Here is a 25,310-nt window from a genome sequence, read left to right as displayed (position 1 = left end):
TCGATAACCTCAATCCAAGGACTTTTCGGCAGGGCAGGTCACTGCGCTGAATTGTCTGATGAAGATGCGACGACAGAACGGTTCTCAGTTCGGACCAATATGGCTCCTTCGAATGACCGCTTTGGCGCTAATGCGGCGCTGGCGATAGCCGTTGTTGCACGATGCAGCTTTATTCTCAATGCGGGCGTTCGTGCAAGGTCTCGTAAGGCCAGCGTCGCAAAAGGTCGATTGCGCCGGAGAGAGGGAATAGGTCGGCGGATAGATGCCGCACGACGTACACGATCTGATAGCTCAGACTTGTCTGATGGTGGGCTGATCCGGCTCCGAGTCACCTCTCTTTGGCCACGCATCAGCTTGGGGCGGGCCGCGGCCGCATTGTCCGGGCAAGGACGAACAGCGCCGCTGCTCCGCCGAGGCCAATCAGATCCGACTGCCAGCCACCTTCGATCATCAGCAAGGCAACCAAGATCAGTCCAACACGGATTGCAGGATTTGCCCGCCCGCCATCCCACCAGCCTTGTACGCCCGAGGACAACAGGAAGACACCAAACACCGCTGTCAGCGCAGCGCGGGTCACCTCGAACCAGGTGCCATCCATCAGGATGGCTGCGTTGTAGAAGAACATGAACGGCACGACGAAGGCACTGATCCCGATCTTGAAGCTCGTGACCGAGGTTCCCATTGGGTTGGATCCTGAGATACCTGCCGCGGCGTAGCTGGCCAGAGCAACGGGCGGCGTAATCGCCGAGACGACGGCGAAGTAGAAAACAAAGAAATGCGCCGTTAGCATCGGAATGCCGAGTTGTACCAAGCCAGGCGCGACAACGGAGGCAGCCACTGCGTACGCCGCCGTCGTGGGCATCCCCATCCCTAACAGGATCGCAATGCACATCGCGAAGAACAGCGCCAGGAACTGGTTCGCCGCTGCGATATCAAGCAGGACCGACGAGAACCGCGCGCCTACCCCGGTGAGGCTGATGACGCCGACGATGATGCCGGCGCAAGCGCAAACCGCGATGATCTGAACCGACATGACGCCTGCCATTTCGAATGCGCGCGCGATGGCGCGCGGCCCCATTCGATACGGTGTAAGCCAAGAGACCACAGCTGCAGCCGCCGTCGCATAGGCCCCGGCCCGGATCACCGAGTAGCCCATGAACAGCGCTGCGATCAGGATGATAATCGGCAGGAACAGAAAGACCCGGCGGGCCATGTCGCGGAACTTCGGCAGTTCGTCTTCGCGCATGCCTCGCATCCCGAGCTTAGCGGCCTCAAAATCGACCATAAAGTAGATCGACGCGAAGTAGAGGATGGCCGGGATGATCGCTGCGACCGCGATGTCGGTGTAAGGAATGCCGGTGATCTCGGCCATGATGAAGGCGCCAGCGCCCATGATCGGTGGCATGATCTGCCCGCCGGTACTCGCTGCCGCCTCGACGGCGCCCGCGGTCTGGGGCTTGTAGCCCACCCGCTTCATCAGTGGGATCGTAAGCGAACCGGTTGCAACCACATTGCCCGCCGAGGTGCCATTGATCATACCCATGAGGCCGGAGGCAAAGATCGCCACCTTGGCCGGACCGCCCCGTGCGCGCCCAGCGGCGGCGAAGGCGAAGTTGACGAAATAGTCCCCAACCTTCGATGCCTGCAGGAAGGCAGCGAAGATGATGAACAGGATGATGTAAGTAGACGAAACCGCCGTCGTCGGCCCAAGAATTCCAGCGTCGGTATAGACGATGCTGAAGAAGCGCGCCCATTGGATTTCCGGCGCGTTCAGGAACCCTGGCAATTGGTCGCCCACGAAGACGTAGGCCAGGAAAATACCAGCGATCACGATCAGGGCGAGGCCGGCGACACGGCGGGTGAGCTCCATGATCAGCGCCGTTCCGGCCATGGCTGCAAAGCTCATACCTATAGGTGCAAAAGGCGTTCCCGTCGCGTTGCGCATCGTCGTGCCGTAGATCGTGATGAGGTAAATCGCCACCGCCGCGGCACAGATGCCCAGTGTCAGGTCGGCCGGAGCGATCGCATCACGCACCCGAGGGCGCGCCCAACTGATGAGGATACTGCCCGCGATAGCAAAGAGGAGCGGCACGCCGAAGTGCCAGGTCTCGGCGGCGCGGATCCCGGCATCCAACCCGTTCCACATTGTCCCGCCAGCGATTTCCGCGGCAAAACCAATGGCGGTCCAACATGCATAGAGCGCGGGCAGCGCAAGCGTCCAGCCCACGATGTCCAATGGATGGCGCCCGGCGCGATCCGCGTCGGGAAACGCGCGCGCAGAATAGAGCACGAAGCCCAGGATAAGTGCTCCCGCCACGTGGATGATGCGGAAGGTCCATGTCTCCATCGGGAAGGTCGGCAGGTATGAGATCTCGATCCCGGTCAGGTCTCCGATCGACCACCCGTTCAACGCGGCCATATGGAAGAGCGCGTAGAGCCCGGCAATCCAGGCGACGACCAGCTTGACGTTACCTTGGAAAAGCCTGCGATTGCCTTCCACCGGCTCTTCGTCGACGCCATCTGCGATCACAAGGCCGTCTTTCGGCCCATCGGTCTGGTCATCAAGTGCATTCGGGGTCCGCTGCGGATCGACGGTTGTCATGAACATTCTCTCCCTTACCGCGCGCTGCAGCCAGACCACACGGTTCACAACAAAGAAGGGCCCGCTCGGATCGAGACAGGCCCATCAGATCGGTCAGTTGCCGTGGATCTGATCCGCCGGGATCTCGGCGCCGGCATTCTCGACGAACCAAGCCGCCGCGCCGGGGTGCCAAGGCAGAACATCTCCGTTCTTGTCCCAGTTTTCCGGCAGGGTAGAGCGTGCGGCGCGGTGGATGCTCACCATCCGCTCGTTGTCCGACATTATCACGTCGACCACCGCGTTTACAAACGAGGCGGGCAGGTCGCAGTTGGCGATGGCGAAGTTCCACATCGAGACCGAGCGGGCATCAGCCTCTAGTGTTGTATAGGTGTCGGCGGGGATCGAAAGTTCCGACACTGGGAAGGCGTCGAGTATCTTTGCCTGCTCCTCTTCGGTAAACTCGATGATGTTGACGTCGGTTTGCACCTCAAGCTGCGATACGGCCGGGACCGGCACGCCGACAGCGAAGGCGATCACATCCAGCAGACCGTCCTGAAGCTGGCCACCCAGATCGGACCAGCCGCCGTTGCGCCGCTCGAATTCGACGCCCAGCTCTTCCATCATGCGCGGGAAGTAGGTGTCAGAAGTGGAGCCCGCAGGACCAAAACCAATCCGCGCCCCTGCTGGGATCTCGGAAATGGAGGTGATGCCCGACGACGAAAGGGTCGTTACCGAAAATGGCGTCTGGTACATCGGAAACATGGCGCAGGCGTTGGTCATCTGAAGGCCCGGAGCGATCGGGTTCGTGCCCTCGCGGGACTCGCGCGCTGGGCCCATCGTGGTCATGCCGAACTGCGCGTCGCCCGTGTGCACAAGAGCCATGTTCTGCATCGGGCCGCCGGTCACCTCGCCACCGCCGGTAAGACCAAGTTCTTCGGCCACGAGATTCGCCCAGCCCGAGCCATAGGCGAAATAAGTGCCGCCCTGCGACGCGGTTGCGACGGTGAAACTCTGGGGCCAGTCAGTACGGTCCTGATCACCGTCTGCCAGCGTCGGCGAAGCGGCCAGCATTGTGAACGCCACAACAGTCGTTAGTCGGTTCATAGTCATAGAGGTTCCTCCCGTTTGGGCGACAGGCCCGTGGTAGCCGAACACGGGATTAACCTTGCGTTCAGCACAAGCCCGATCTGCGAAATTTGCAAGGTATCTTGCGCAGCATTTGCGGAGATGTGTCGAAAGGGTGATGGACGGCGCCAAAGATGGGTCACAGCCGACACATCAGTCCCGGTCGACATAGTCTTCACGGTCGAGGCCATGTCGACGGAGCTTTTCATAGAGCGTCTTGCGCGACAGGCCGAGCGCCTCATAGACGTCGCGCAGTTTGCCCCCATGGGCGGCCAGGGCCGCCCCGAGAATGCCGCGTTCATAGCCTTCCATGCGTTCGGCCAGGGTGCCACCTTCGCCTGTTGTCAATGTATAGGTTTCAAGACCTAGAAGGTGCCGTTCCGCCACGTTACCCAATTGACGGACATTTCCCGGCCATTCGCGCCCCGCGAGCGCATGCAAAAGGGCGGGTGGCACCGACGGTGCATCACACCCGTGCCGCGCTGCGGCCTCTGCAAGCATGGCCACGAAGAGATGCGGCACGTCTTCGGGACGCTCCGATAAAGGTGGCATGCGGACCTTCGCCACTGCCAGGCGATAGTAGAGATCGGATCGGAAGCTGCCGCCCTCGGCTCGTGCAGCCAAACCCTCTTTCGCAACGGCGACAACCCGCAGGTCGAGTGGGATGGCCTCATTCGATCCCAATGGCGTCACGGTTCGATCCTGAAGCACATGTAGGAGCTTCCCTTGCAGGGCCACTGGCAGGCTGTCGATCTCGTCAAGAACCAGCGTACCGCGCTGCGCATGCTGCAGCTTGCCATAGCGTGCGCGCAGCGCGCCCGGAAAAGCGCCCGCCTCGTGTCCGAAAAGCTCGCTTTCGATCATCGCCTCGGGCAGCGATGCGCAATTGATCTCCACATAGGGCCCGGCTCGTCGCGCGCTGCCGTCATGGATGCTCCGCGCTGCAATCGCCTTGCCGGTTCCCGTCTGTCCTTCGATCAGGACATCCGCATCTGTGGTCGCAATTGAACTCAGGCGCGCGCGCAGCGCCTCCATGGCCGCACTCGGGCCGACGAGACGGGACATGGTCGGCTCGCCGCGGGCGACTCTGTCGCGTAGGCTGCGGTTCTCAAGCACCAGACGACGAGACTCGATCGCGCGCCGCGCGGAGGCCACCAGGCGCGCCGGATCGAAAGGTTTTTCGAGGAAGTCATGGGCGCCGCATTGCATCGCCTGTACAGCAAGCGAGACGTCGCCATGCCCTGTCAGCAGGATGACGGGGATCTCAGCGTCAATGGCAAGGACGCGGTCCAGCACCTCCATCCCATTCATCTCCGGCATACGGATATCGGTCACGATCACGCCGTCGAAGGCTGGATCAAGGGCCTTGAGCATCGCAGATCCACATTCGAACGATGCGAAGGTCATATCCGCGAGGTCAAAGCTTTGTTCCGCCGCATGTCTCAGGTGCGCTTCGTCATCAACGAAAAGGACCTGTTCGGTCATGTATCTTCCTCCGCACGCTTCAGGACCACTGTGAAGATGGCTCCACCGCCCGGGCGGTTTGACGCTTCGATGCGTCCCCCGAAATCCTCGACGATGTTGTAAGAGATCGAAAGTCCGATCCCCATGCCTTCACCCGCTGGCTTGGTGGTGAAGAACGGCTCGAACGGGTCGATGTCCGGTGCGAGCCCGGGGCCATTGTCGAGGACGCGCACCTCGATGAGCCCTTTCGAGGCGGCGACCTCCATGGAAACCTCTGGCATCTCCTTGCTGGCAACCGCGTCAAGCGCATTCGACAAAAGGTTCACGATCACTTGCTCCAGCCGAAGCGCACCTGCCACCGCACGGATCTCGGTTCCCGGTGGGTCAAACAAGATGGCCACGCCCGTGCGCCCGGCGCGCGGACCGATCAGGACGAGCGCACGCTCGGCCACATCGCCCACCGGCACGGCGCCCAATGCGTCTCCGGGCCGCCGTGCGAAGTCGCGCAGATACCCCGAGATGCGCGCCATACGATCCGCCATTTGCGAGATCAGCTTGACGTTCTCTCGGGCCTCTTCAGCGCGTCCGCGGTCGAGATACTGGGCTGCATTTTCGGCATAGGATTTGACCGCTCCAAGTGGCTGGTTGATCTCATGGCTGAGGGCCGCGGACATATGACCAAGCGCTGCCAGTTTGCCTGCATGTACCAACTCCGCTTGCGTTCGCCGCAGCTTCTCCTCAGTTGCGCGCCGCTCGTCTACCTCGCGGCCAAGTGCCTCGGTGCGCTCCAAGACCCGGCGCTCAAGGTTTTCGCGCAAGGCGGCTTCGTAAGCCACACGCTCTGCCAGGCGGGCGCGTCGTTGCAGGAAGATTGTAGCCCCCAAGACAAGGGCCCAGATGGCCAGGACGCCAACGCCCACCATCAGGGCAGCTTGACGCTGAACAGGCAACAACGGACTGAGGACGATCGCCTGCCACCCCGCAAGTCCCAGCGGACGGCTTTCGGCGGTATACGTCGCGTCGTCGTCAATCGTCACTCTTGTCGGTCCGGTGAGTGAAGGCGTCTGCGAAAGACCAAGCGGTTGGAGACGTTCCGACGAATAGCCACGGCCCACAGCCAGCCTTATCTTGTCGTTTGACGTGAGCGGGCGCAGCGTCCGATAAACCCAGTCTGGTTGGCTCGACAGAAAAACCACACCATCGCCATCCACGATAGCGATCGACTGGGAGAGACCAGCCCAGCCTGTCTCCAAAGCAGACGCGCTATTGCGCACCACGACAACGCCCAGAACATCGATCCCTTCTGTCACCGGCCCTGCGAAGGCTAGGACGCGCCGACCCGTCTCCACGTCGATCCCATGGAAGCGTGCAGCACCGCCGCGCGCAGCTGCGCGGATGTCTGGGCGACTTGCCAAATCACGCCCTATGGATGAGGTTGCGCCGCGATAGTCGCTGGCGGCGACCACCTGACCGTCCATGTCCAGCAGGTAGACGTCGGATGCCCCAACCGCCCGGGCGATCTGGCTCAGGGTCTCATTGACGAAGGGTCCGAGCCCGGTATTTTCGGGATCGCGAAGCAAGCGAAGCAGAACGGGCCGGTCGGCTATCAAGCTCGGGATCGGATCAAAACGTTCTACTGTCCGCTCGATTGACTGCGCGACCAGACGGAGAGTTGCCGCGGTGGCCTGTCGTTCCGCATCGACAAGCCGGTCAACGACCGTTGGCCAAACGGCCAATCCGACGAGCGTGGCTATACTCAAGCCAAACGCCGAGGGTATCCAGATGCCCCGTTTGCGCGCTGTGCCGGCTACGCCGAGATGTGTCATCTCCAATCAGTCCCGTTGACAGGAGAAGTCTAAGCTTGCGCGCTTCAATGACAATCTCCCCACACAGTTTGCGATGTTCAGATCGCGCACGCGATCGTTGCTTCGTATCTCCAAATCAACCAATCCAGCCATCGATCACTACGATAGATTGGAATTCTTCTGTATTCGAGGGTCGTGCTGCGGATCTGATACACCAAAGTTCGTCAAGCACCGAGAGCATCGGTGGACCCCGTGACATATCGCACTGCCCCGGTGAGGGCCGACACCAAACTGCTGCATTGGTTGCAAGTCGGTTCTGTCCCGAAGCTGCCACCTTGAGCGTTACCTAGCTTAGTCGCGATTTGGGCGCACGCGGTTTGGGTGGTGGGCGACGTGTCGCCGTGATGTCAGACGGGCAGGTCGAGCAGCCGGGCCTTGCCTGCGGCGCGACACTTGGCAAAGTAAGATACATCCTCGACGGGTGGCATATCTCGTTGTGGCTTTGACATGTTGGAACGCGCTCCTGAATTTGATCTCGTCGTGGAACTCCCCGGGAATAACCGTAACCCGCGCCACACTGGCTCCAATGTTGCAATGGTATCTTTGGCATGGAAAGGTCCAGGTTGAAGGCAGCAATCGTCAATGTTGACCGTGGTGCATGTCCGTTGCCGAGTGCTTACGACCTCAGCACCTCAGAGGCGCTGCAGACCATCAGGCCGTTGATAAATATTCAGGACATAGAGCTGAGCTTTAGATATGTACCGTGGGCATACGATGGCGCTAGGGCGTAAGGTCCCGGTCCTCTGCGCGAGTGTCTGTCGGGTTTGGGGAGGCAGGCTTTTCGCTCATGCGGCGGATGAAATCTACGAAAAGCCGCTTTGCACCGTGTGTGCGATCTTTCTTCCATGCAGCAACGGTTTGAAATTTTTTGTTAGTATCTGAGAAGGGCAGGGCTGAAACATTTGGAGGCAAAGATACGACTGAGTACTCGAGCAAAACCGTGATACCAATGCCGCTGTCCAAGAGGCCGAGGATCACCGCGAAGCATCCTCGCCGCTGCGCGTCGGGCATCGCCCATGTTTTGATAAACGGCACGTTGGCAACGCACAATGGAAAGCGAATGCCAAGCCATTCGGGCCGGGTGATCCAAGAATTCGCGTCCTCACGGTGTTGGGACAGGGCCGCTGCCGATATTGAACATGGGACAGCAGGGTCCGCTCTTTGCAGAGGTTTTGAAACATAAAGCAGTGCAAGTTCTTTATGTAACGGATCCAGGCAGATGCGGAGATGATATGTCTGAGGTTGGGCGCCACAAAGTTTGGGGGCTATCAACAAGATACGGTCTGAAGAGGCGCAGTTGACTTGCGCTCTGGATGCTCGCACGTCCAAAGCTCTATTGGCGACATCGCTCAAAAGCGAATGTCAGACAATTACCTGTCACTAGAGGGACCGGGAGGCAGGCCGCGCGGCGCAAATGCACGCTTTCCCGCTCAAGCGATGACAGGTTCCTGTTTTAACGCCCGACGAATTCCTCGCTGAAACTGGGATGAATTGCTGTTGCGTCTTTCAACGGCGCGGCGGATCCTTCCTGCGCGGCCACTAACGCTGCTAGCGGGGCTATGAGTTCCGGCGCAGTGTTGCCTACGAGAGCCGCACCAACGAGCGCTTGATCGCGGGTGGGGGTTTTTGCGAGATTATCGGGCTCTATACAGGGGCTTAGGATCGGGTTGGCCAGCGAGCCTGTCTCATGACTCCATGACGATCCAGACAGGTCGCCGACCTGCGCTACCGCAGGTAGCGTAAAGGCGGCTCGTGCGACATGCAGCAGCTGGATTGGTTCCGCTCCATCACCGAACGCGCGGTCCGCGAACACCTCTCCATCGCGGGTGGCTACAGGTGTCAGCGGGAGGCGGTCGGCGACATCGCCGATGGCATAGACGCCGGCCCGGGATGTTTCAAAGTCGTCACTCACGGACAATGCGCCGCTCTCGCCCTTTGCCATATCCGGCGCGCCGGGTCCGAGGGCGGCAAGGTTGGCCTGACGGCCGATGGCGCACACCATGCGCTCGGCCTCAACTCGCACTCCGTCCGAAAGCTCCATAGTCAATCCATTGTCCATTGCCTGGACGGCCGTTGGTGTCGTTTCAAAGCGCAGATCCACGCCGCGTCTGCCCAGTATATCCGTTACGACAGCCACTGCATCCGCGTCAAAGCCCGGCAAGAGGCGCTCACCCGACTGTACGACTGTCACTTTCACGCCAAGTGCCGAGAAGATGGATGCAAACTCCGCGCCGATATACCCGCCGCCGACAACCACAAGGCTTTGGGGTAGGGTGGTCCACCGGAACACATCGTCTGAAAGCGACAGCAAACCTGCACCAGGAATGTCAATCACGTTTGGTTTTGCGCCGGTCGCAAGAAGAACGCGTCCGGGCTTGAGGACGTCATCGTCGATGCGGACAGCCTGGGTGTCGGTCAGATATCCTTTGGCTCGGATCAAAGTGATGCCCGCCTCCTCAAGCTCGGCGGCGAAGGTGTCTTGGAGGGAACTGATATGCCCGCCAATCTGTGACATCAGCCGGTCGAATCGCAAATCACCGATGGTCGTCTCCGTCGCCTCCTTCAAGCCGGTCCGCTCGGTCCAGTGGCGTGCCGTTTGCCACAGCATTTTCTTCGGCACGCATCCCCGGTTCACGCAGGTTCCGCCCAAAGCATCCGGCTCGCACACGACCACGCATGCGCCATAGCTGGCCGCCCGCTTCGCGGCCAAGAGGCCACCGGAACCACCGCCCAAAACCACTAAATCCGGACATTGCTGCATGACCTCATCCTTTCCGTTCGACGAAAAGGAAAGTGTTGCGGTGCGAAACTGGTTCCTCGCGATCGTCGCTATCTGCGGCGCTCTAAGAGTCTGGGGAACAAAAGATCATTACGATGGGTTTGGTAATCAAATTCGTTTTCTGCGGAAAGAATCTCTTATGAGCAAGATCAAACACAAGCCGAACCTTGAAGACCTGAACGGAGCCGAGCATCATTTTGACCTCAAGAACAAGCCCGGCGAAAAAGCAGATCCTCATCACGCTGAACCGGGGGTAACACCGGATCCTGAGCTGACAAAGGCTGTGGAGGAGGCCGAGGGCGATACGCAGATTGCCGATGAGCTGAGAAAGGTATCGGGCGCGTCGGATTAAGTCCTTTTTGCTCGAACAACCACGAGGAGCAGACCGTGGTCGCAAGCAACCCCACTCAAAGCGTGCTGTCAGCGCCTGCAACGGAGCGGGTGGAGCTTCTTGTTGTTTGCGGTGTCGTTGGGCTTGTCGGCGCTATCTTGCCAAACATCATAAACGTGATAGCGAGCACCATCGCTGAGCACGACTTCATCGCCGATACGATCAGCGACTTGGGGCGCGGACCTCACAAGTGGATTATGGATTTGGGTTTTTACGTCAACGCGGCCGGGCTGACGTGCCTTGCTGTCGGGGCCGCCCATGCCCATCTTGGGGGCGCTCGGTGGTCTGCGGGGATATTTGCCCTTTTAGCGACAGCTATGGTTACCGTTATGCTGGGCTTGTGGGACAAGTTCGGCACGGGCCAAGATCTCTCTGTTCACACAAAACTAACTTTCGCGCTCGGTCCCCTTTATGCTGCAGGCCCGCTGTTGATGCGTGCAGGCGTTGCCAAGGTAGATGCGCGCCTGTCGGTGCTGTTTATCGCGTCAGCGGCCCTTTGGCTGGGCTTTGCGACGGCATTCAAGCTGGCACCGACAAGCTACGACGGCATCCTGGAGAAAGTGGCCGTTCTCACCACGCTGCTTTGGACCGTCCCCTTGTCGCTTCTGCTGCTGCGCCGCGCGCGCGCATTAACAGACGCAAATCGGAGGACCTTGGAATGAATGCTTTTGCAAGAACCGCGATTTTGCTAGCGGTCATGACCGCATTGTTTATGGGTGTGGGTTATCTGGTCGGCGGGGCTTCTGGTGCGCTGATCGCTTTTGTCGTAGCGGCGGCGACAAATCTATGGGCGTGGTGGCGGTCGGACCAGGCCGTGTTGAAAATGCACGATGCGCGTCCGCTGGGGTCTAATGACAGCTACGGACTGCACAATATGACCCGAGAGATGGTCGAACGGGCGGGCCTACCAATGCCGGCCCTTTACGTGATCGATACCCCCCAACCCAACGCTTTTGCCACTGGACGCAACCCCGAGAACGCCGCCGTTGCGGTGACCGCCGGCCTGATCGGCAATCTGAGCCGAGACGAAGTGGCCGGTGTCATTGCGCATGAGCTTGCCCATATTCAGAACCGCGACACGCTGGTGATGACGATCAGTGCCACGCTGGCCGGTGCCGTGTCGATGCTGGCCAATTTCGCCCTTCTGCTGGGCGGTCGGCGGGACAGCGGTCTGGGCATTGCCGGCCTGCTGGTGATGACGGTCCTGTCACCCTTGGCGGCAGCACTGGTGCAGGCCGCGATCAGCCGGACCCGTGAGTTCGAGGCAGATTGGGACGGCGCAGCCATTTGCGGACATCCGAAATGGCTAGCCTCTGCCCTGCACAAGATCGGGCAATTGGCCGGGCGTATCGACAACAATCGCGCCGAACGCCACCCATCGACTGCGCATATGTTCATTGTCAACCCACTGCATAAACACCAGTTCAACCGACTGTTTGCAACCCATCCGCCAACCGAGGAGCGCATTTCACGGTTGCTGGCAACAGAGATACGGATGGCCCGGCAGGCGGCAGAGTAAGGCAGGCGGACAGCCAGCATCGTGGATTACATTTTCGGAGCGCTCTGGCCAGACGTCCATCAGGTTCTGCGACACGTTCCCAGTTGATGTCCGGCGCGCCTCTGCAGATGTTTCCGTCGAGACTGAATACCGATTGATGCATATCGGTCTGAACGTGCAGAAGACGGCTTGTGCTACTCGGGTCAAGGGCCTTCGATGTCAGCGGGTTGGTGTGCGTCAAGATTCGAAAAACCAGCGGAGATATGCCTGGTTTTTTGGCTGAGCGACGCCTATGCGGCGTCTGAAGCGCAGGTTGCTTTTGCCGATGCGGTTGTCCGAACAGCGAATGAACCGTATGGGCAAACTGCGCAAGTCACCAACAATGTGATTGTCTTGATCAAGGATTAATAGGTGTGTTGCGGTCAGCGCCTTTTCCCAAGGTCCGCTTTCCGGAAGCCGCATCGCAGAAATGCTCGGCAGTGTGGAAGGCAGCTTTCAGCCGATGGCTGCAGTTCCCCGAGCCAACAAGATGCTGGAGTCGCAGCCGACAAAGCTGACGTTCACCTTAACTTCTCGATTTCAACGGTGCCAGAGGTTCCTGCCCGGGGACTTTGTCGCTGTTTGCCCGCGAGCTCGGAATGTCTACTTCGTGGTCATGTGGAGTTACGAAATCCACTTCGCTTTGCGAAAAACCGAAGGCGGCAATCATTTTCGTGTGCTGATCAGAACCGAGAATACTTCCGATTATTCTGTCGATGTAATGCAAAAGGCCGGTGTCGTCCAGATTGGCAGCAAACGAGCCAAAAGCTGGCGGTTTTTCGTCTGCCGGGAACAAAACCAACTCCACTTACCAGTCAGGATTCTGCTCGATGACACCGCTGTGCTCCTGGCCGAAGCTGGGGTGGCCCTCGACCTCTTCTTTCCCGACAGCTGTGACTGTAACGTAGCTAATCAGATTCTGCGGATTCAGTACCTTTGTGAATGACGGAGGTCCCTTGATTACGTATGTCCACAGGTCGCGGCTATCAATCAGGATCGAAGGTTTGCGTTCAGGAACATGCCAGAAATCATTTGCGAACAGCGGCCGGTACGCACATTTGGGCCGTCAATGCCCATCCAGCAACATTCCACGCCTGCTCGGTGGTGGAACAACAAATTCCGCAGCGATCGCGGCGCGCAGCAGCCAATCCCATTCGGCATAGATGAAGGCGTGGCCCCTTTCAGGTAATTCCGTTAGCCGCGCGTTCGGCAGTTGGTCTGCGAGAGCGCGCGCTCCGTCCAGCGGGTGGACCTGATCGCAACCGCCGTGGAAAAGTTCAACAGGCATCTGAAGGTCGGAGAGCTCAAAATCTAGTGCTTGCGCAGCGATGCGAGACTCCTGAATCAGCCCTTCCATACCCTGCGCGATCCGTTCCTCCAGCATGGCGCGGGATCTGGCAATAACGACAGGATCAAGAAGGATCGCCTTTTCATGCGCACAGCGCGCCTGTGCCGCCGCGCGCCGCGCATAGCTGTCTACATTCTGCAAAACCGATTTCGTCAAGAATGGGATGACGCGCCGATGAAGTCCCGGCCATCGGCGCCCGATGATATGTGTCATCTGATAGAAGAAGTCCCGGTCCCGCCAATCGGTCGCCACGAAATCCGGATAGCAGACCGATGCCAGCGTCACACGATCCACCCTTTCCGGCAGACCGGCGGCTGCGCCAAGCGCTGCGACGGATCCGAAGGAATAGGCAAGGATGGAAAACCGGTCGATCCCCAAGGCATCGCAGACGATCTTCAGGTCATTGGCGTAGCCACTGGCGCCGGACAATTGTTGAAAACCCGATAGGAAATGGCCCGGCCGACACGGAAGAACGATCCGCGCGCCGAGCGCATCTAGGAGTGGTTGATACCGTTCGGGGCAATTCAGCAGATCAATGGCACCGCCGGACAGCGCGTCGAAATGCACGATTGGATATGCATCCTCGCGACCGAGCTGAAACACCTCGATTACCCCGTCATCGGGGCGGTCTATTAGTCGTCGGATCTCCGGTATACTAGGTTTGATGAGGGGTGCCTTAAGAACCCGTGCGGGGTTCAGCAGAAGCAGACGCAGTAGGTCGACCTGACCACTCACGCCCGCCTCCTCGCAAAGGGCTTTGAAATACGTGCGAGCGGTCTCGTAGCTCCACCCCTGTTCTTCGGCCGTGCGCCGCAGATTCCCATGCCGCAGAAACCCCGCCAGCAGTTTTTGCCGAGACGGGCGCAAGGCCAGATCTCGCCCGAGACGGGCGGCGATGTCTTCGGGGGCTTGAGTAAAGCCGATCCGGGCGTATGCAACCCGTGGGGGCAAGCCAAGCTCACGTACCCGTTCCGCATCGAGGACAAAGGTGGGTGCCGTTGCGTGGCTGATCACGCCCGCCTCGGGGGCGGATCCGAGCACACCAAAGCGCTCCCCATCATGGCCGAACAGCTCCACCCGTAGCGCTATATTGTCTAGTAAACGGTCCTGCAGATCGCTCCGCTCCTGCAGGGCCAGCATCCGTTCTGAGATTTGCAGACCTTTGGCGAAATGCACCTGCAGATCCTGCAATCGGGCCGGTGCCGCGCCGCTCTCTGCCTCATCCTGCTCAAAGCTGTCATGGACCTTTAGCACCATCTCCGGCCAAAGCGAATTATCGATCGCGGTGTCGTAGATTAGGTGAATGATCTCTTCGGCGGACGCGCCGTTCTCCCGGGCAACCTCACCCCCGCGCGCCCTCTGGGCGTGATCGGCCGACATGTCCGTCACGAGTTTGGGTGGACCGCGGCATCAACGATGACGGTGGTGATGTCAGGGACGATACACATAATGCCGGCGACCTTCGCGAATGAATGCCACCACACTAAGATACATCCAGTGGCAAGTGGAGTCCGCCTAGCCGCTTCGAGGCCAAAATGAACTGCGTGGTCAGCCGTTGATGGCGCGAGACTGCAATCGTCACGTCGCCGATCGGCATGTTCGCATCTCGGTCCTGAGCGGATATAGCTGGTTGGGTAACCTACCGCAGAACTCCTTCGGCAGGATTATCCTGGAACTAAAAACTTCCAGCACGTAACCGATTTGCGCAAAAAACATCTAGGATATGCGTTCGCCAACTGTTCAGTTTTCTGGGACCACTTCAGTTTCCGTCGGAGCGTGGCCCTGTCACAGATGACATACGGATTGCGCTCGTAATCTGACACTTGTTGCGGCCCGATTCAAATAAAGCCGATCTATACTGGAGTTTGGGGACTGACAGACGTGTTCGTTCACGAAGATCATTGCATCCGCCCTGGCCGCATGGAGTTCATCCACGTTCTTTGGCGCAACCACCCGGAAACGGCGCTTGTGACTATTTGGCGTAGCTAGGCTGAGAGATAGCGGTCAGGCAACGAGTGCCTTTATGAAATCTACGTTGGTCTGCCTTCGAGTCGCATCTCTTTCGTGGACGTGAAGAGGCACTGCAGGAATGGTTGCGAATAGTGGGAGCAGAACCGATCCGGATCTATTCAGGCTCGCCGTGGGAGAACGGGTTCAATGAGCGGTTTAAGGGTGCACTACGCAGCGAGGTCCTCGATGCTGATTGATTCACAACGACGAAGCAGGCTCAAGTCGTCATTAATAACTGGCTCAAGCAGTAAAACCAAACACAGCCACATCAGGCGCTCAACAGGCGTCCACCAGTTATCCAAACCTTATCAGAGAAACCGTCGATCAATGGACCAGACACGGGGAGCTGGAAAATCATCATTCGCAATCCAAGTCTGCGTCAGAATATGACTGCTCGGACGCAGATGTTCAAACTGCTTTGGAACCTGAAGCCAAGCAAGGCCCGTCTGGCCTGACTTTTGAGCGGCGGGAAGGGACCACAATCCGCGGCCAGCGAGATGGGCATCGCTAGGGCCAGCTCGCGGCAATATTTTAAGATCGTGTTCAGGAAGTTGGTGTGAGGCGCCAGAGCGACGTGCTGCGCAAATTGCTCCCTATTCTGGTGTCCAGTCAGCCCAAATAAAGCAAAAAAACTCATTAACCCTTCCCATTTGGGAACTGTTTAAAAATGCCTGATTTCGCTAACCACATATCCTTAATCACGCGGGTTTTAGGAGAATACGATGCCTATTTGCGGTTGTATTCGGGACCTCGCCCTGGCGCGCATCGTGCCTGTTCCTGCTGCAGCTGGGTGTCCCCTCCTGCAAGCAGTCCTAAGGAGAATTAATCATGGCAAACACGACAAACGCATTGACCGATTTCGATATCTGCGTGGCGCTTGCCCAAAAGGCGATTGACTCGCAAATGGAATACGCCTGGCGCACATGGAAGCGGCGTTCAGGTTTCGACGACAAGATCAGCATCTTCAAACGCACGAACGACATGGGCGAATTGATTGACTCGAAGTTTGGCCTTGAAGCGACGTTTGCACCGCTGAAAATCTCGCTGGCTGTCGAGGGCGGACGCCAAGGCCAGGTGCGGGTGACAATGCCGATGCCCGAGGGAAAAGTCACCTATTTCAACGAGGATAAGGAAGGGGTTGACTACCATGAGTTCAAGGATTGGAGCATCTCGTTCATCGCCGATTTGGACAAGAAGACAGTAGACCTAAAGGCGCTTGCCGCACTTGATCCGGACAGCCACAAAAGCGCTGAAGGACTGATCAATGACAGTGGTCTGCCGGAGACGGTTTTTTCCATCGAATACCTGTTCATGAAGCTGACCAGTGTTGATTTGCTGCTGTCTGACAACAAGGACATCAACATCCCGCACGATGTCCCTTTCGATGCCCGTGCCCGCGCGCTGCAAATGCTGAACATCATGCTTCAGGGCAGCATGGGAGAATACATGATGGGCACCGTTGTTCGTCGCAAAACGCGGCAAGGGACGCCAACCTTCGCGCTGACCGATTTTACCTTCAGCGTCCGGGCAAATTGGGACGCTGTAGGTGCCAGCACGTTAGAATATCTTGGCGCACTAGGTGGAAGACCAATGCCCGCAGATCTAAACGCGGCGCGACTGAAGCTGAACGATCACTGGATCGGTGCCGAACACATCGATGGGCGCAATTCTAGCGTGTCAGGCGTCATGATTTTGAGCCGGGAGGTATTGGTGGAGAAGTACCTGATCGCAGCGTTCTCGAAAGCGCTCGGCTTCACGCCGATCCGTGAAGGTCTAAAGTGGAAGTACAAGTTTGACGACGTTCGGACAACATCGCATGACGACTATGGACCTGTGCTAGTTGAGGATTGGAAATTTAAAGTCGGCCAGCAAGATTTTAAGACGGTTCAGCGCTATGAAATCGAATTCGAAATCGTACCTGACACGCACCTGATAAAGTTCAGCGGGGCCACGACCGGCAGTTTCAAGTATGACGGGTACAACGAGCTTGTGAAGTTGGCCACGCCCGAGCACATCGAATGGCTATACTACACCGGATCACAACAAATAACTGGAGAAGTAAAGCTATCTACATCTGGCATAGCAGCTGACTTCCAGATCGACACCGATGTGACTTACTCAGTCGGAGAATACAACGAAACCGAGAACGAAGCGAGCGCGTTGATGGAAGTCTACAACGTGGTTTCGGAGATTCTGAAAGAGCTTGATCTTGTTGGCGACTCCATCAAGGGCGCGATGAGCACGATCACTCAAAATTTGGCTACTGAGATCACAGCGGCTTTGAAACAGGGGCTTGATAGCGTTGCGATCGAGCTGAAGCAGCAGGGCTATATTCCGCCCGGCGGCGGCGTCTTCAGCTTCCAGAACCCGCGCTTCACTAATGCGGGTGATCTGATGATGGACGTTATCTACATCGCGCCCTGATGCGCGTTTGAAAACCCTTTCGCAATCCAAAGCGCGGCACTGCCGCACCCCTTCACGGGAGATAAAATCATGCCGACCGAACCGAATGTAAGAAGCTTTACTTCGAAAGACAAAAATGGCCAGGACACTCGTTTTACCGTCTCGACCGAAATTGTCGACTACATCCATGCTGCCCGCGCCTTTGGCACGGAAGAGATGGGCGAACTCGACAGCCATGGCCGCTATCAAACGCGCATGGTCGCGATTCCCGATCTGACGAACACAGATGTCGCGCCGATGCTGCTGACAATCGGCTCTGGCAACCGGTTACGGCTGGTGCGCCGCGGCGGGGCTGGAATCGGTGGAGGATGGGTCACTCAAAACCTGAGCACAGGCTTTCCGGACAGCGCCGGCACAGACCCGGCTGTACGCGCGATTGCGGCTGCTTGGTCCAATGACGGGCGCATCACGATAGCCGCTGCCGTTGGTCCGCGCGAGGCCAAGGGCGCTGACCGCTTGCTGATTGCCTATGATCTTAACAGCGAGGCCGATGCATGGAACGACATCACTTGGACCGATTGCGGCACGCGTGCAGATACTGAAATTCACGGTCTTCGGGTCCTAGAAGATGAGCATCACACCTGGACAACAGTGGTCGATGCCAGCGGATCTCGGGTCGATACGCTCTATCTGATCCGCAGCAATTCAAGACAAGAATTGAAGCGCGCCTATGTGTATTCTCCTGCAGTCGACTATCAGGAAATCCACGACTTCGAGCCGATGATCGACCCTTATGTTGGCGCCGGTATCGCGGTGCTTGGCAGTAATGCGGGCGCTGAAGTTCTGACGTTCCGCCCGTTTCCGGAGTTTGACGACAACGGCAAGGCGATAAGCGTGCCTCCAGTGGTGCCGCTGCCATGCCCCAAAGGCGCGCGCTTGCTTGAGACCGGTCAGAACCGCAACGACGGCCACGACCTGTATATCAGTGGTGAGGGCGTCTTTGTCATTTCCGCTGAAGAGCTGGACAACCACAAGGACGCGAAAGTTGTCGAATTGATGGGTGCGGATGTTGCGACCAAAGTGCGGCGGCTGAATATTGCAGAAAGCCCTGACGGCGCGGTCTCGGTCTGGGCGCTTGGCACTGACGGCAACCTTTTAACGGTCCGCTCTGACAGTGCTGAACGTGAAGCCGATGCGTTATCGACCCCGCTGCGCCTGCGCGCCGATGTGCAAGGAATTGCGCCGGTTTACGGTGATGGTGCCACCACAACAGCGATGATTGTAACCTATACCAACGGTCAGGTCGCGCATGTGCACCGTGACGCGGCAAGCGGGGCGTGGCTTGAAGCTCCGGTGCTTGTCGATGCGCCCAGCGAGGTCGTGAAGATGAGCTGCTATGGCGTTGCCCTGCGCATGATGGACAGTGGTGGCATGCCACAAATGGGCTGCAAGGTCATGGTGTCGGCCTCGGCGGCGGCACATGTCGTGGTGAACGGTAAAAGCGTTTTCATCGGACCCAACGTCAAGGTGGAAGCGACGACCGACGCGAATGGTGCGGTGAACCTGTATGACAAGGTGCGCACGCTGGCACCGCCAGTCTACCGGTTCGAGATCGAAACTTACGACAACGCGATTGATATCAACCCCGCCGCTACCGCACACGAGCGGTTGGCTTCGGTGACGGCACAGGACTTGTTATCCAGCGACCTTCTGCCAGCTGTCTACAAAACTGGCGCGCGCCAGGGCGAGGTCGAAGGTATGGTTGCTGCGTTGAACCACATAGCAGCGCTCGCCAAACAGGTGACCAACGGGGTTCTTCCGGGCGTTCGTGAAACCAACGGCACAGCCTTTTCAAATAGCCTGAAGACCGCCAAGCTACCAGTCCAAAGTTTTGCCCTAACTTCTGGTGCAAGCGGTATCGGGATGGCCGATACGGCCACGGCTGATCGTCTGATCAAAGCGCGAGCAACTGGCGGTGATGAGTTCGCTGCCCTCGGTGACACGCTGTCCGACTTCTTCGAAGGCATCTGGCAAGGTATCCAAGATGGCTGGACGTTCGTCGTCAACATGACGGATAAAGCATTGGAATTCATCTGCGAAATCGGCGGCAAGATCCGCAAGTTTGTTCTGGAAACTCTAGAAGAAATCGGCGGTTTCTTCACTTGGTTATGGGAGCAGATGAACGTCGCGCTTGAGAAGGTATGGGAGTTCCTGAAATTCGTCTTCAACTGGGACGACGTTCTTCTTGCGCGCGACGTGATGGTCAACGCAACTGATCAAGCACTGATCTTCGTACGCGACAACATCTCCGGTGTGGCCAGCCACGTAGCTAAAGGCTTTGGATCGGTCAAAAGCCAGATCCGCGACTGGAAAGCCGAATTCGGGGTCCCGATTACGGAACTGCCTCCCGTCACCCAGGGTGATAGTTTTGCAGACATGTTCCAATCTGCAGGTGACGCGCTGCACGGTCTGGTCGATCAGGCGGTTGGGAACCCGGTGATGGGGTGGATTACTGACCAATTCGGAAACATCATGGACGAGGTCATCCAGATTGACGTGCCTGAATATGCACCAAACCTGCTTGAGGAACTGGAAAGCTTTGTAGCCGGAACTCTTGCATCTGAGCTTGATAACATCACGGAAACATGGACGCAGATTCAAGCCGATGTTCATGCGATTGTTGGGAACGAAGTGCCAACTACCGATCTGTTCAGCTTCGATACATTCGCCAAGATCGTCGTAGCTGCCGGTGCGGATGCTGCGATCGGTCTACTTAACGCGGTCGAAATTCTGATAATCAAAGCGATTGAACTTGCAGCTAAAATGATCGACGGGTTGCGGGCTATTCTGTTCAGCTCCATTAGCTTTCCGTTTATTGAGAAATTGATCAAACTGGTCGCGCCAGGCAGCCATGTCGACACGTCGTTCCGCTTGATCGACGCGGTTATGTTGGTTGGAGCGATCCCCGCAACCATCGCCTACAAGCTTATCGTTGGTAAAGCTCCGTTCAAACCAGGCGATGAAAAACGCACGGTGATCAGCGCTGTAATGGCGCAGGATGACGACTTTGCGGCCTTCTTTGAAAACGCGAAATATTTCCTTGGAATAGGGGCAGCCTGCCTGAAAATGGCGGCGGCAGGCTACTTCGCGATCAAATCGTTCAAGGACGACTTTTCGACCTCGACCTTTGGCTCAATCGTAATAACGGTCTTCGCTGCACTCGGCGCGGCGGCAACGGTGTTTACACGTCACGATGGCGAAGGAGATGAAGTCTCCGCGCTGGAATGGACCATCGTTGTTGCGTCAACGCTGTCGGCAATGGTTGCCGCAGCGTCGGTGTTCTGGCGGGTTGATAGCCCTATCCCGAAACCAAGCGTGGGTGGCGATGCCCCATTTGGGCACAAGTTCTACGCGTGGACAGATCTAGGAACGACGAGTGTCTCACTGGTCTGCAGTGCGGTAGCGTTCGGATTTATCATGGATCGGATTGGCAAGTCAAAAGACCCAGCCGACCGCTCAAGGGAGGCACCCGAAGGATTCCGTGGTTCCGCGACATTCATGGATGCCATCGGCACAATTACCTCGAATGTTGCCACCATTCTGCCGATGGAGGCCGCCAAGGTTAAAGCCGGTTTACTGATCGTGACCGGTGGCGCCAAAGCAGCGGCGCTGACCTATAAGTCGCTGGAACTTGCCGCAGCGAAGAAGGTGATCCAGTACTAAGCTTAGTCCAAAAGGGCGGGCCAGATCTCTTCTGGCCCGCCTACAACGGTCTCGGCCGACCCGTGCAACAGCTCGGCAAGAGCAACTTCGCCGCTTTCGCCCTTGATCATCCTGGCCGCTATCATGCTCGATACGCGGGCTGCAGCGCCGCTAGTGCCCCCGGGTGGCGCTGGGTGCGCGAAACATGTGGTCCGGCACGGCCCCGAAAGGGCCAATCGCTGACTGCGCGGCGCAGGTTCAGATCCATTTGCGGCACCGACGCTGATTGTCTCGCGCAAGATCGCAGGTGTGCCCATACCCTGGCAGAACGCCCTGCTGCCATAGCGAAACCCGTTGCCCGCAGCAGCAACTGTCAACACGCCGCGCTGGCGCAGATTGGAAATTGCTACGCCAAGCTCAGACTCACGTAACTCGCTGTCATCGATACTATTTGTACCATCCGAGATCGGCGCGCAGATCAGATTTATCCCGAAGCGTTCCGCGTTTTCAGCGAGCCAGGTAAATGCTTGCGACATCGCGCGAATATCACCGCTCTGTCCGTTTGAATCAAGGATCGGCACAGGCAAGATCCGCGCACCCGGACAGGCGTTAGAAAGTGTTTGCGCGGTTTGGGTTGCGTGCCGCGACACTTCACCACCTGCCCAAGGCGGCGCAATTAACGCGTTTCGTAGGACGGAGATGTCGGGCAAAGCGTCGAGCAAAGCTATAATCATGCCGCCCTTCCTGCAGATTTTGCGATACCGACCTGCACGGGATTACTTTAGCTAAACCAGCACAAGCGCCCCGCATGGTACTGTTGCACAAGCTTTTTTGGCCATACTCTTTTTCTTTGAAGCTCGGTATGTTGCTCAGATCAATAGTCAAACAATACCGTTTTCAGGTAACATCATTCGGGCAGTCTCGTAAACTTTGGCTTGAGGCGAGATGTTGGCTTGGGCGGGACACACTTATCGTGCGAACTCGCAGAAGGGAGTGGAAAAGTTTGAGGGTAGGGCCGCTGAGAGCGGTGAAGAGAAAACGGTAATGATCGATGCCATTTACCTCAAGGCACAGCGCACTGATCAGCCCCACCTGGGTGGTCAAATTTGATTGTTAGTGCATGACCGGCCTTTGGTCCATCTGGACGATGGTTTCCGGGGCCGGCGGTCGGTAGCCCAGTTCGAGTCGGCATTCGACCTGAGCTTGGTGACCCGGCAGCAGTCGCGGGGCATTCAGCGAGCGGCAAGCGGGACCGCAGTCGCGCGCAAGCTCGAACGCCTGCTGGAGGATTACCATGCCGTCCTGGCCGAAGGGGCCGACTTGCGGCAATCTCTCAGTGGGACTTTGCGCATTGGCCACTACGCCCCGATCGCGCCGGCCTTTCTGCCGGGCACACTCGCGACATGCTTGCCTGACAGCAATACTGTCGATCTTCATCTTGAAGAATGTGACAACGACGGCGCTCAGAAGGGGCTGTTGGAGGGCTGCTTCGATATCATTCTGTTCGTCAGCGAGGACGTGCGGCCCGCCATTGGCTTTGACGTGCTTGTCAAGGCGCCGTCATACTGCTTGCTTCCGGCAGAGCACTCGTTGGCGGATCAGGCTGCTATGAGATTGGAAGAGATTGCCCGCGAGCCGCTCGTAGTCCTCGACCGACCGGTTGCTGCAACCTACTACACCGACCTGTTCGACAAACAGGAACGCGAGGCGCGTGTCGTGGCCTATGCGACATCGACTGAAATGGTGCGCAATCTGGTTGGCGCTGGTCTGGGATGCGCGATCCTGAACATGCAGCCCCGATCCGACACTACGTATTCCGGTGCACAAGTGGTCGCCCGTCCCATATCCGATCCGCTGCCACCGCTGACCCTGTCTATCGGCTACGACAAGATGCGTCCGAGGGCGCTAGTCAGGCACGTGGTGGATGCCTGCTTGGCGGGATTTCGCGGAGCGGGGGCGGGCAAATACGTCATCTCCGCCAGAAAGTAAGGTTTGCGCCGTTGATCTAGTCATATGATCATTACGGAGCGACCACATGATCCGAACATTTGCCTGCGTTGCATCAGCCTTGATGTGGCCGATTGCGGCCCTCTCGCATGAGAATGTGTCTCACACCTTCATTGTGGATGACCGAACGTGCATCACCTCGAACGGCGTCCCCAATCACGAGATGGGTCGCTTTCCAAACCGCGCAAACCCAAACGCATTTCGCGCTCAAAACCTTAAATTCTGCTTCCCGACCAACCCGCAACGTGCCGACACGATCACAACCGGTTTGATGACGGTCGGCGTCACGCTGACGGGTGTTCCGTTGCGCCCTTACACCGCCGGATATTACGATCCGAATGGGCGGAACGGGATCGGCGACAACCCCGCAAGCGGATGGCGACAACAAGCCATGCACGCCCCACGACGCTTGGGGATGGACACGCAAGATGCGCATGTGGATCGCTCGGGGCTTTACCACTACCACGCGGTGTCTGACATTTATGCGGCTTCAACCAACGGCTCGCATATTGGGTATGCTCCAGACGGGTTCGAGATCCACTATGATCCCGGGAACGCCACGTCTTCGTGGCATCTCAAACCAGGTACCCGTCCCAGCCCGCCATATGGCGTGCACGATGGCCAGTTCGAAGAAGACTTCGAATATCGCTCAGGCTCGGGCACGCTTGATGAATGCAACGGGATGGATGTCGATGGCACATACACGTATTTCGCAACCGACACGTATCCCTATTTCCCCCGCTGTTTCAAAGGAACGATGAGCGGGCAGTTCATGGTGCGGGAGTAGCAAGGCTTGCTAAGCGCTTTCAGTATCGCGCGTCGCGGCAGATCCGTTCGACGCTCGCGCCCCCGGCGTTCTGCCCCCCAGCGCATCGCGCAATGTACGGGTAAGCTGTGCGATGCTTTTGGCCTTGTCAGCACCCACAGATGTTTCGATCAAACGATCCACGCTGGCCCAGGCCGCGTGTATATCGTTCAAGAGCAATCGGCCCCGGTCCGAAAGCCGCAATATATTGCTGCGCCGTTCCTTCGGGTCTTGCTGTCGCTCGATGAAGCCTGCCGCGAGAAGGCGCATGGTCATGGTGCTCATGCTTGCCGCGGTGATGTTGCAAACCTGAGCAAGCTCTGCCTGAGACGCTTGCCCCAGGCGATCCAGCGCATCAAGAACCCGCGCTTGGCTCGGCCCGAGCCCCAGCGGCACCAGCGCACGGCGCACCGCATCTTCGATCAGGGCGGCGGAATGTAGCAGGAAGTGCAGGTCGGCTTCTTTGCGTGTCATCAAAATATTAGTAAGCTAACTAAGAATCAGAAACAAGGATATCCGTTTCGATGGGCACAGCGTTTTTGATCTTTGACCGTTTGCATCTGCGCGCGCGTACCAGCGCGGTGCTTTGCTTCGACATCGCGCCGCCAGTGACCGGGGCGTGGTGTCCCTTGGCAATTGGGTTGGTCGCAGACCGCCCTGGAGAGGGCTTGTTCCCCAGTGCGCCAAACATCTCGCGCCAAAGCACAACTGTTCATAGAGAAGGTGCGCCATGACGTATGATCGCGTGTCCCGTCTGAACCACTGGCTCCTGGCACTTGCGATGATTGGGATGCTGATGTTTGGCCTCTATCTCGAGTTTGCCGGGCTGGAGAGAGAAGCGCGGCGCCCGCTTGTTGGCATACATGCTTCCTTGGGCGTTCTGGTTCTTGTCATTGGAACCTGGCGTGTCGCGTGGCGTATCCTACGCGGCTTTCCTGATGCCGTGTCGGATGGTCCGCGCTGGCAAGCCGTAGGATCCAGATGGGTGCATTGGAGCCTGCTTGCCGGCATCCTGTTGATGCCCTTGTCGGGGATAGGGCGGACAGTGTTTCGGGGTCGGTCGGTGGATGTCTTTGGCTGGTTCTCGATCCCCGCCGCTCCCGAAGTAAGGTGGCTCGCGTCGCTGTCATCAAACGTGCACTACTATGTGGGTTTTGCACTTTGCCTGCTTGTGGCGGTGCATATCGCGGCCGCACTCAAACATCATTTCATCGACCAAGATGCGACCCTGACGCGGATGGTGTCCGGACGGTCGACCGAACCGGACACATCCCACTACCCCGACACCTGACC

The 25,310-nt window shown here is 58.1% G+C and carries 17 protein-coding genes; 9 read left to right on the top strand and 8 right to left on the bottom strand.

The features are described from left to right. Nucleotides 1–349: 349 nt before the first annotated feature. From CFI11_RS18975 to CFI11_RS18950, 5 genes are all read right to left on the bottom strand, one after another. Nucleotides 350–2,602 carry a TRAP transporter fused permease subunit gene (locus CFI11_RS18975; protein ID WP_130408782.1) on the bottom strand — a complete coding sequence of 751 codons (2,253 nt, stop codon included), beginning with the start codon at nt 2,600–2,602 and terminating at the stop codon, nt 350–352. Between the two features lie 93 nt (nt 2,603–2,695). Next, on the bottom strand, nt 2,696–3,685 hold the full coding sequence (locus CFI11_RS18970; RefSeq protein ID WP_130408780.1) for a TAXI family TRAP transporter solute-binding subunit: 990 nt from the start codon (nt 3,683–3,685) through the stop codon (nt 2,696–2,698). A gap of 174 nt (nt 3,686–3,859) precedes the next feature. After that, a complete protein-coding gene (locus CFI11_RS18965) occupies nt 3,860–5,191 on the bottom strand; it encodes a sigma-54 dependent transcriptional regulator (protein ID WP_130408778.1) in 1,332 nt (443 codons plus the stop codon). After that, a complete protein-coding gene (locus CFI11_RS18960; protein ID WP_130408776.1) occupies nt 5,188–6,996 on the bottom strand; it encodes an ATP-binding protein in 1,809 nt (602 codons plus the stop codon). The genes CFI11_RS18965 and CFI11_RS18960 overlap by 4 nt, the downstream gene beginning before the upstream one ends. Nucleotides 6,997–8,488: 1,492 nt before the next feature. Continuing rightward, a complete protein-coding gene (locus tag CFI11_RS18950; protein ID WP_130408772.1) occupies nt 8,489–9,796 on the bottom strand; it encodes an NAD(P)/FAD-dependent oxidoreductase in 1,308 nt (435 codons plus the stop codon). On the opposite strand from CFI11_RS18950, the gene CFI11_RS18945 reads away from it, so the two are divergent. The 4 genes from CFI11_RS18945 (at nt 9,795) to CFI11_RS18930 (ending at nt 12,688) form a co-directional block, all read left to right on the top strand. Next, on the top strand, nt 9,795–10,166 hold the full coding sequence (locus CFI11_RS18945; protein ID WP_130408770.1) for a hypothetical protein: 372 nt from the start codon (nt 9,795–9,797) through the stop codon (nt 10,164–10,166). The two genes, CFI11_RS18950 and CFI11_RS18945, sit on opposite strands and share 2 nt — an antisense overlap. Before the next feature lie 35 nt (nt 10,167–10,201). Beyond that, entirely contained in the window at nt 10,202–10,867 is a 666-nt protein-coding gene (locus CFI11_RS18940) for a DUF998 domain-containing protein (RefSeq protein WP_165390311.1), read from the top strand. A 35-nt stretch (nt 10,868–10,902) separates the two neighbouring features. Beyond that, entirely contained in the window at nt 10,903–11,724 is an 822-nt protein-coding gene (locus tag CFI11_RS18935; protein WP_254448960.1) for a M48 family metalloprotease, read from the top strand. 448 nt (nt 11,725–12,172) lie between these two features. Beyond that, nucleotides 12,173–12,688 carry a hypothetical protein gene (locus tag CFI11_RS18930; protein WP_130408764.1) on the top strand — a complete coding sequence of 172 codons (516 nt, stop codon included), beginning with the start codon at nt 12,173–12,175 and terminating at the stop codon, nt 12,686–12,688. Nucleotides 12,689–12,808: 120 nt separating this feature from the next. On the opposite strand, the gene CFI11_RS18925 is transcribed toward CFI11_RS18930, so the two are convergent. After that, on the bottom strand, nt 12,809–14,470 hold the full coding sequence (locus CFI11_RS18925; protein WP_371687487.1) for an alpha/beta fold hydrolase: 1,662 nt from the start codon (nt 14,468–14,470) through the stop codon (nt 12,809–12,811). Nucleotides 14,471–15,928: 1,458 nt separating this feature from the next. On the opposite strand from CFI11_RS18925, the gene CFI11_RS18920 reads away from it, so the two are divergent. Both CFI11_RS18920 and CFI11_RS18915 read left to right on the top strand, forming a co-directional pair. Continuing rightward, on the top strand, nt 15,929–17,524 hold the full coding sequence (locus CFI11_RS18920; RefSeq protein WP_130408760.1) for a hypothetical protein: 1,596 nt from the start codon (nt 15,929–15,931) through the stop codon (nt 17,522–17,524). A gap of 69 nt (nt 17,525–17,593) precedes the next feature. Beyond that, complete coding sequence (locus CFI11_RS18915; protein WP_130408758.1) at nt 17,594–21,226, top strand: hypothetical protein; 3,633 nt, start codon at nt 17,594–17,596, stop codon at nt 21,224–21,226. A gap of 2 nt (nt 21,227–21,228) precedes the next feature. Here the strand turns inward: CFI11_RS18915 and CFI11_RS18910 are convergent, their stop codons facing one another. Further along, nucleotides 21,229–21,927, bottom strand: coding sequence for a S8 family serine peptidase (locus CFI11_RS18910; protein WP_165390310.1), 699 nt, complete (start codon nt 21,925–21,927; stop codon nt 21,229–21,231). A gap of 484 nt (nt 21,928–22,411) precedes the next feature. Here CFI11_RS18910 and CFI11_RS18905 point away from each other — a divergent pair, with 484 nt between their 5' ends. Both CFI11_RS18905 and CFI11_RS18900 read left to right on the top strand, forming a co-directional pair. Next, nucleotides 22,412–23,194: a LysR substrate-binding domain-containing protein gene (locus tag CFI11_RS18905; protein WP_254448959.1), complete on the top strand. Its 783-nt coding sequence runs from the start codon at nt 22,412–22,414 to the stop codon at nt 23,192–23,194. Between the two features lie 46 nt (nt 23,195–23,240). Next, entirely contained in the window at nt 23,241–23,999 is a 759-nt protein-coding gene (locus CFI11_RS18900; protein ID WP_130408752.1) for a YHYH protein, read from the top strand. Nucleotides 24,000–24,008: 9 nt separating this feature from the next. On the opposite strand, the gene CFI11_RS18895 is transcribed toward CFI11_RS18900, so the two are convergent. Further along, nucleotides 24,009–24,491, bottom strand: coding sequence for a MarR family winged helix-turn-helix transcriptional regulator (locus tag CFI11_RS18895; RefSeq protein ID WP_130408750.1), 483 nt, complete (start codon nt 24,489–24,491; stop codon nt 24,009–24,011). A 256-nt stretch (nt 24,492–24,747) separates the two neighbouring features. On the opposite strand from CFI11_RS18895, the gene CFI11_RS18890 reads away from it, so the two are divergent. Further along, the gene (locus CFI11_RS18890) at nt 24,748–25,308 is read left to right on the top strand and encodes a cytochrome b (RefSeq protein WP_130408748.1); all 561 of its coding nucleotides are present in this window, start codon (nt 24,748–24,750) and stop codon (nt 25,306–25,308) included. The last annotated feature ends 2 nt before the right edge of the window (nt 25,309–25,310 follow it).

The organism is Thalassococcus sp. S3 (assembly GCF_004216475.1).
Taxonomy (GTDB): Bacteria; Pseudomonadota; Alphaproteobacteria; order Rhodobacterales; family Rhodobacteraceae.
The sequence above is the reverse complement of the archived record's forward strand: the minus strand, read 5'-3'. Positions and strand labels throughout refer to the sequence as shown.

Coding starts and splice junctions, on each gene's coding strand:
- CFI11_RS18890 (WP_130408748.1), top strand. CDS start 24,748: ATGACGTATGATCGCGTGTCCCGTCTGAACCACTGGCTCCTGGCACTT.
- CFI11_RS18950 (WP_130408772.1), bottom strand. CDS start 9,796: ATGCAGCAATGTCCGGATTTAGTGGTTTTGGGCGGTGGTTCCGGTGGC.
- CFI11_RS18975 (WP_130408782.1), bottom strand. CDS start 2,602: ATGACAACCGTCGATCCGCAGCGGACCCCGAATGCACTTGATGACCAG.
- CFI11_RS18960 (WP_130408776.1), bottom strand. CDS start 6,996: ATGACACATCTCGGCGTAGCCGGCACAGCGCGCAAACGGGGCATCTGG.
- CFI11_RS18925 (WP_371687487.1), bottom strand. CDS start 14,470: ATGTCGGCCGATCACGCCCAGAGGGCGCGCGGGGGTGAGGTTGCCCGG.
- CFI11_RS18945 (WP_130408770.1), top strand. CDS start 9,795: ATGACCTCATCCTTTCCGTTCGACGAAAAGGAAAGTGTTGCGGTGCGA.
- CFI11_RS18965 (WP_130408778.1), bottom strand. CDS start 5,191: ATGACCGAACAGGTCCTTTTCGTTGATGACGAAGCGCACCTGAGACAT.
- CFI11_RS18920 (WP_130408760.1), top strand. CDS start 15,929: ATGGCAAACACGACAAACGCATTGACCGATTTCGATATCTGCGTGGCG.
- CFI11_RS18935 (WP_254448960.1), top strand. CDS start 10,903: ATGACCGCATTGTTTATGGGTGTGGGTTATCTGGTCGGCGGGGCTTCT.
- CFI11_RS18895 (WP_130408750.1), bottom strand. CDS start 24,491: ATGACACGCAAAGAAGCCGACCTGCACTTCCTGCTACATTCCGCCGCC.
- CFI11_RS18930 (WP_130408764.1), top strand. CDS start 12,173: ATGCTCGGCAGTGTGGAAGGCAGCTTTCAGCCGATGGCTGCAGTTCCC.
- CFI11_RS18915 (WP_130408758.1), top strand. CDS start 17,594: ATGCCGACCGAACCGAATGTAAGAAGCTTTACTTCGAAAGACAAAAAT.
- CFI11_RS18970 (WP_130408780.1), bottom strand. CDS start 3,685: ATGAACCGACTAACGACTGTTGTGGCGTTCACAATGCTGGCCGCTTCG.
- CFI11_RS18900 (WP_130408752.1), top strand. CDS start 23,241: ATGATCCGAACATTTGCCTGCGTTGCATCAGCCTTGATGTGGCCGATT.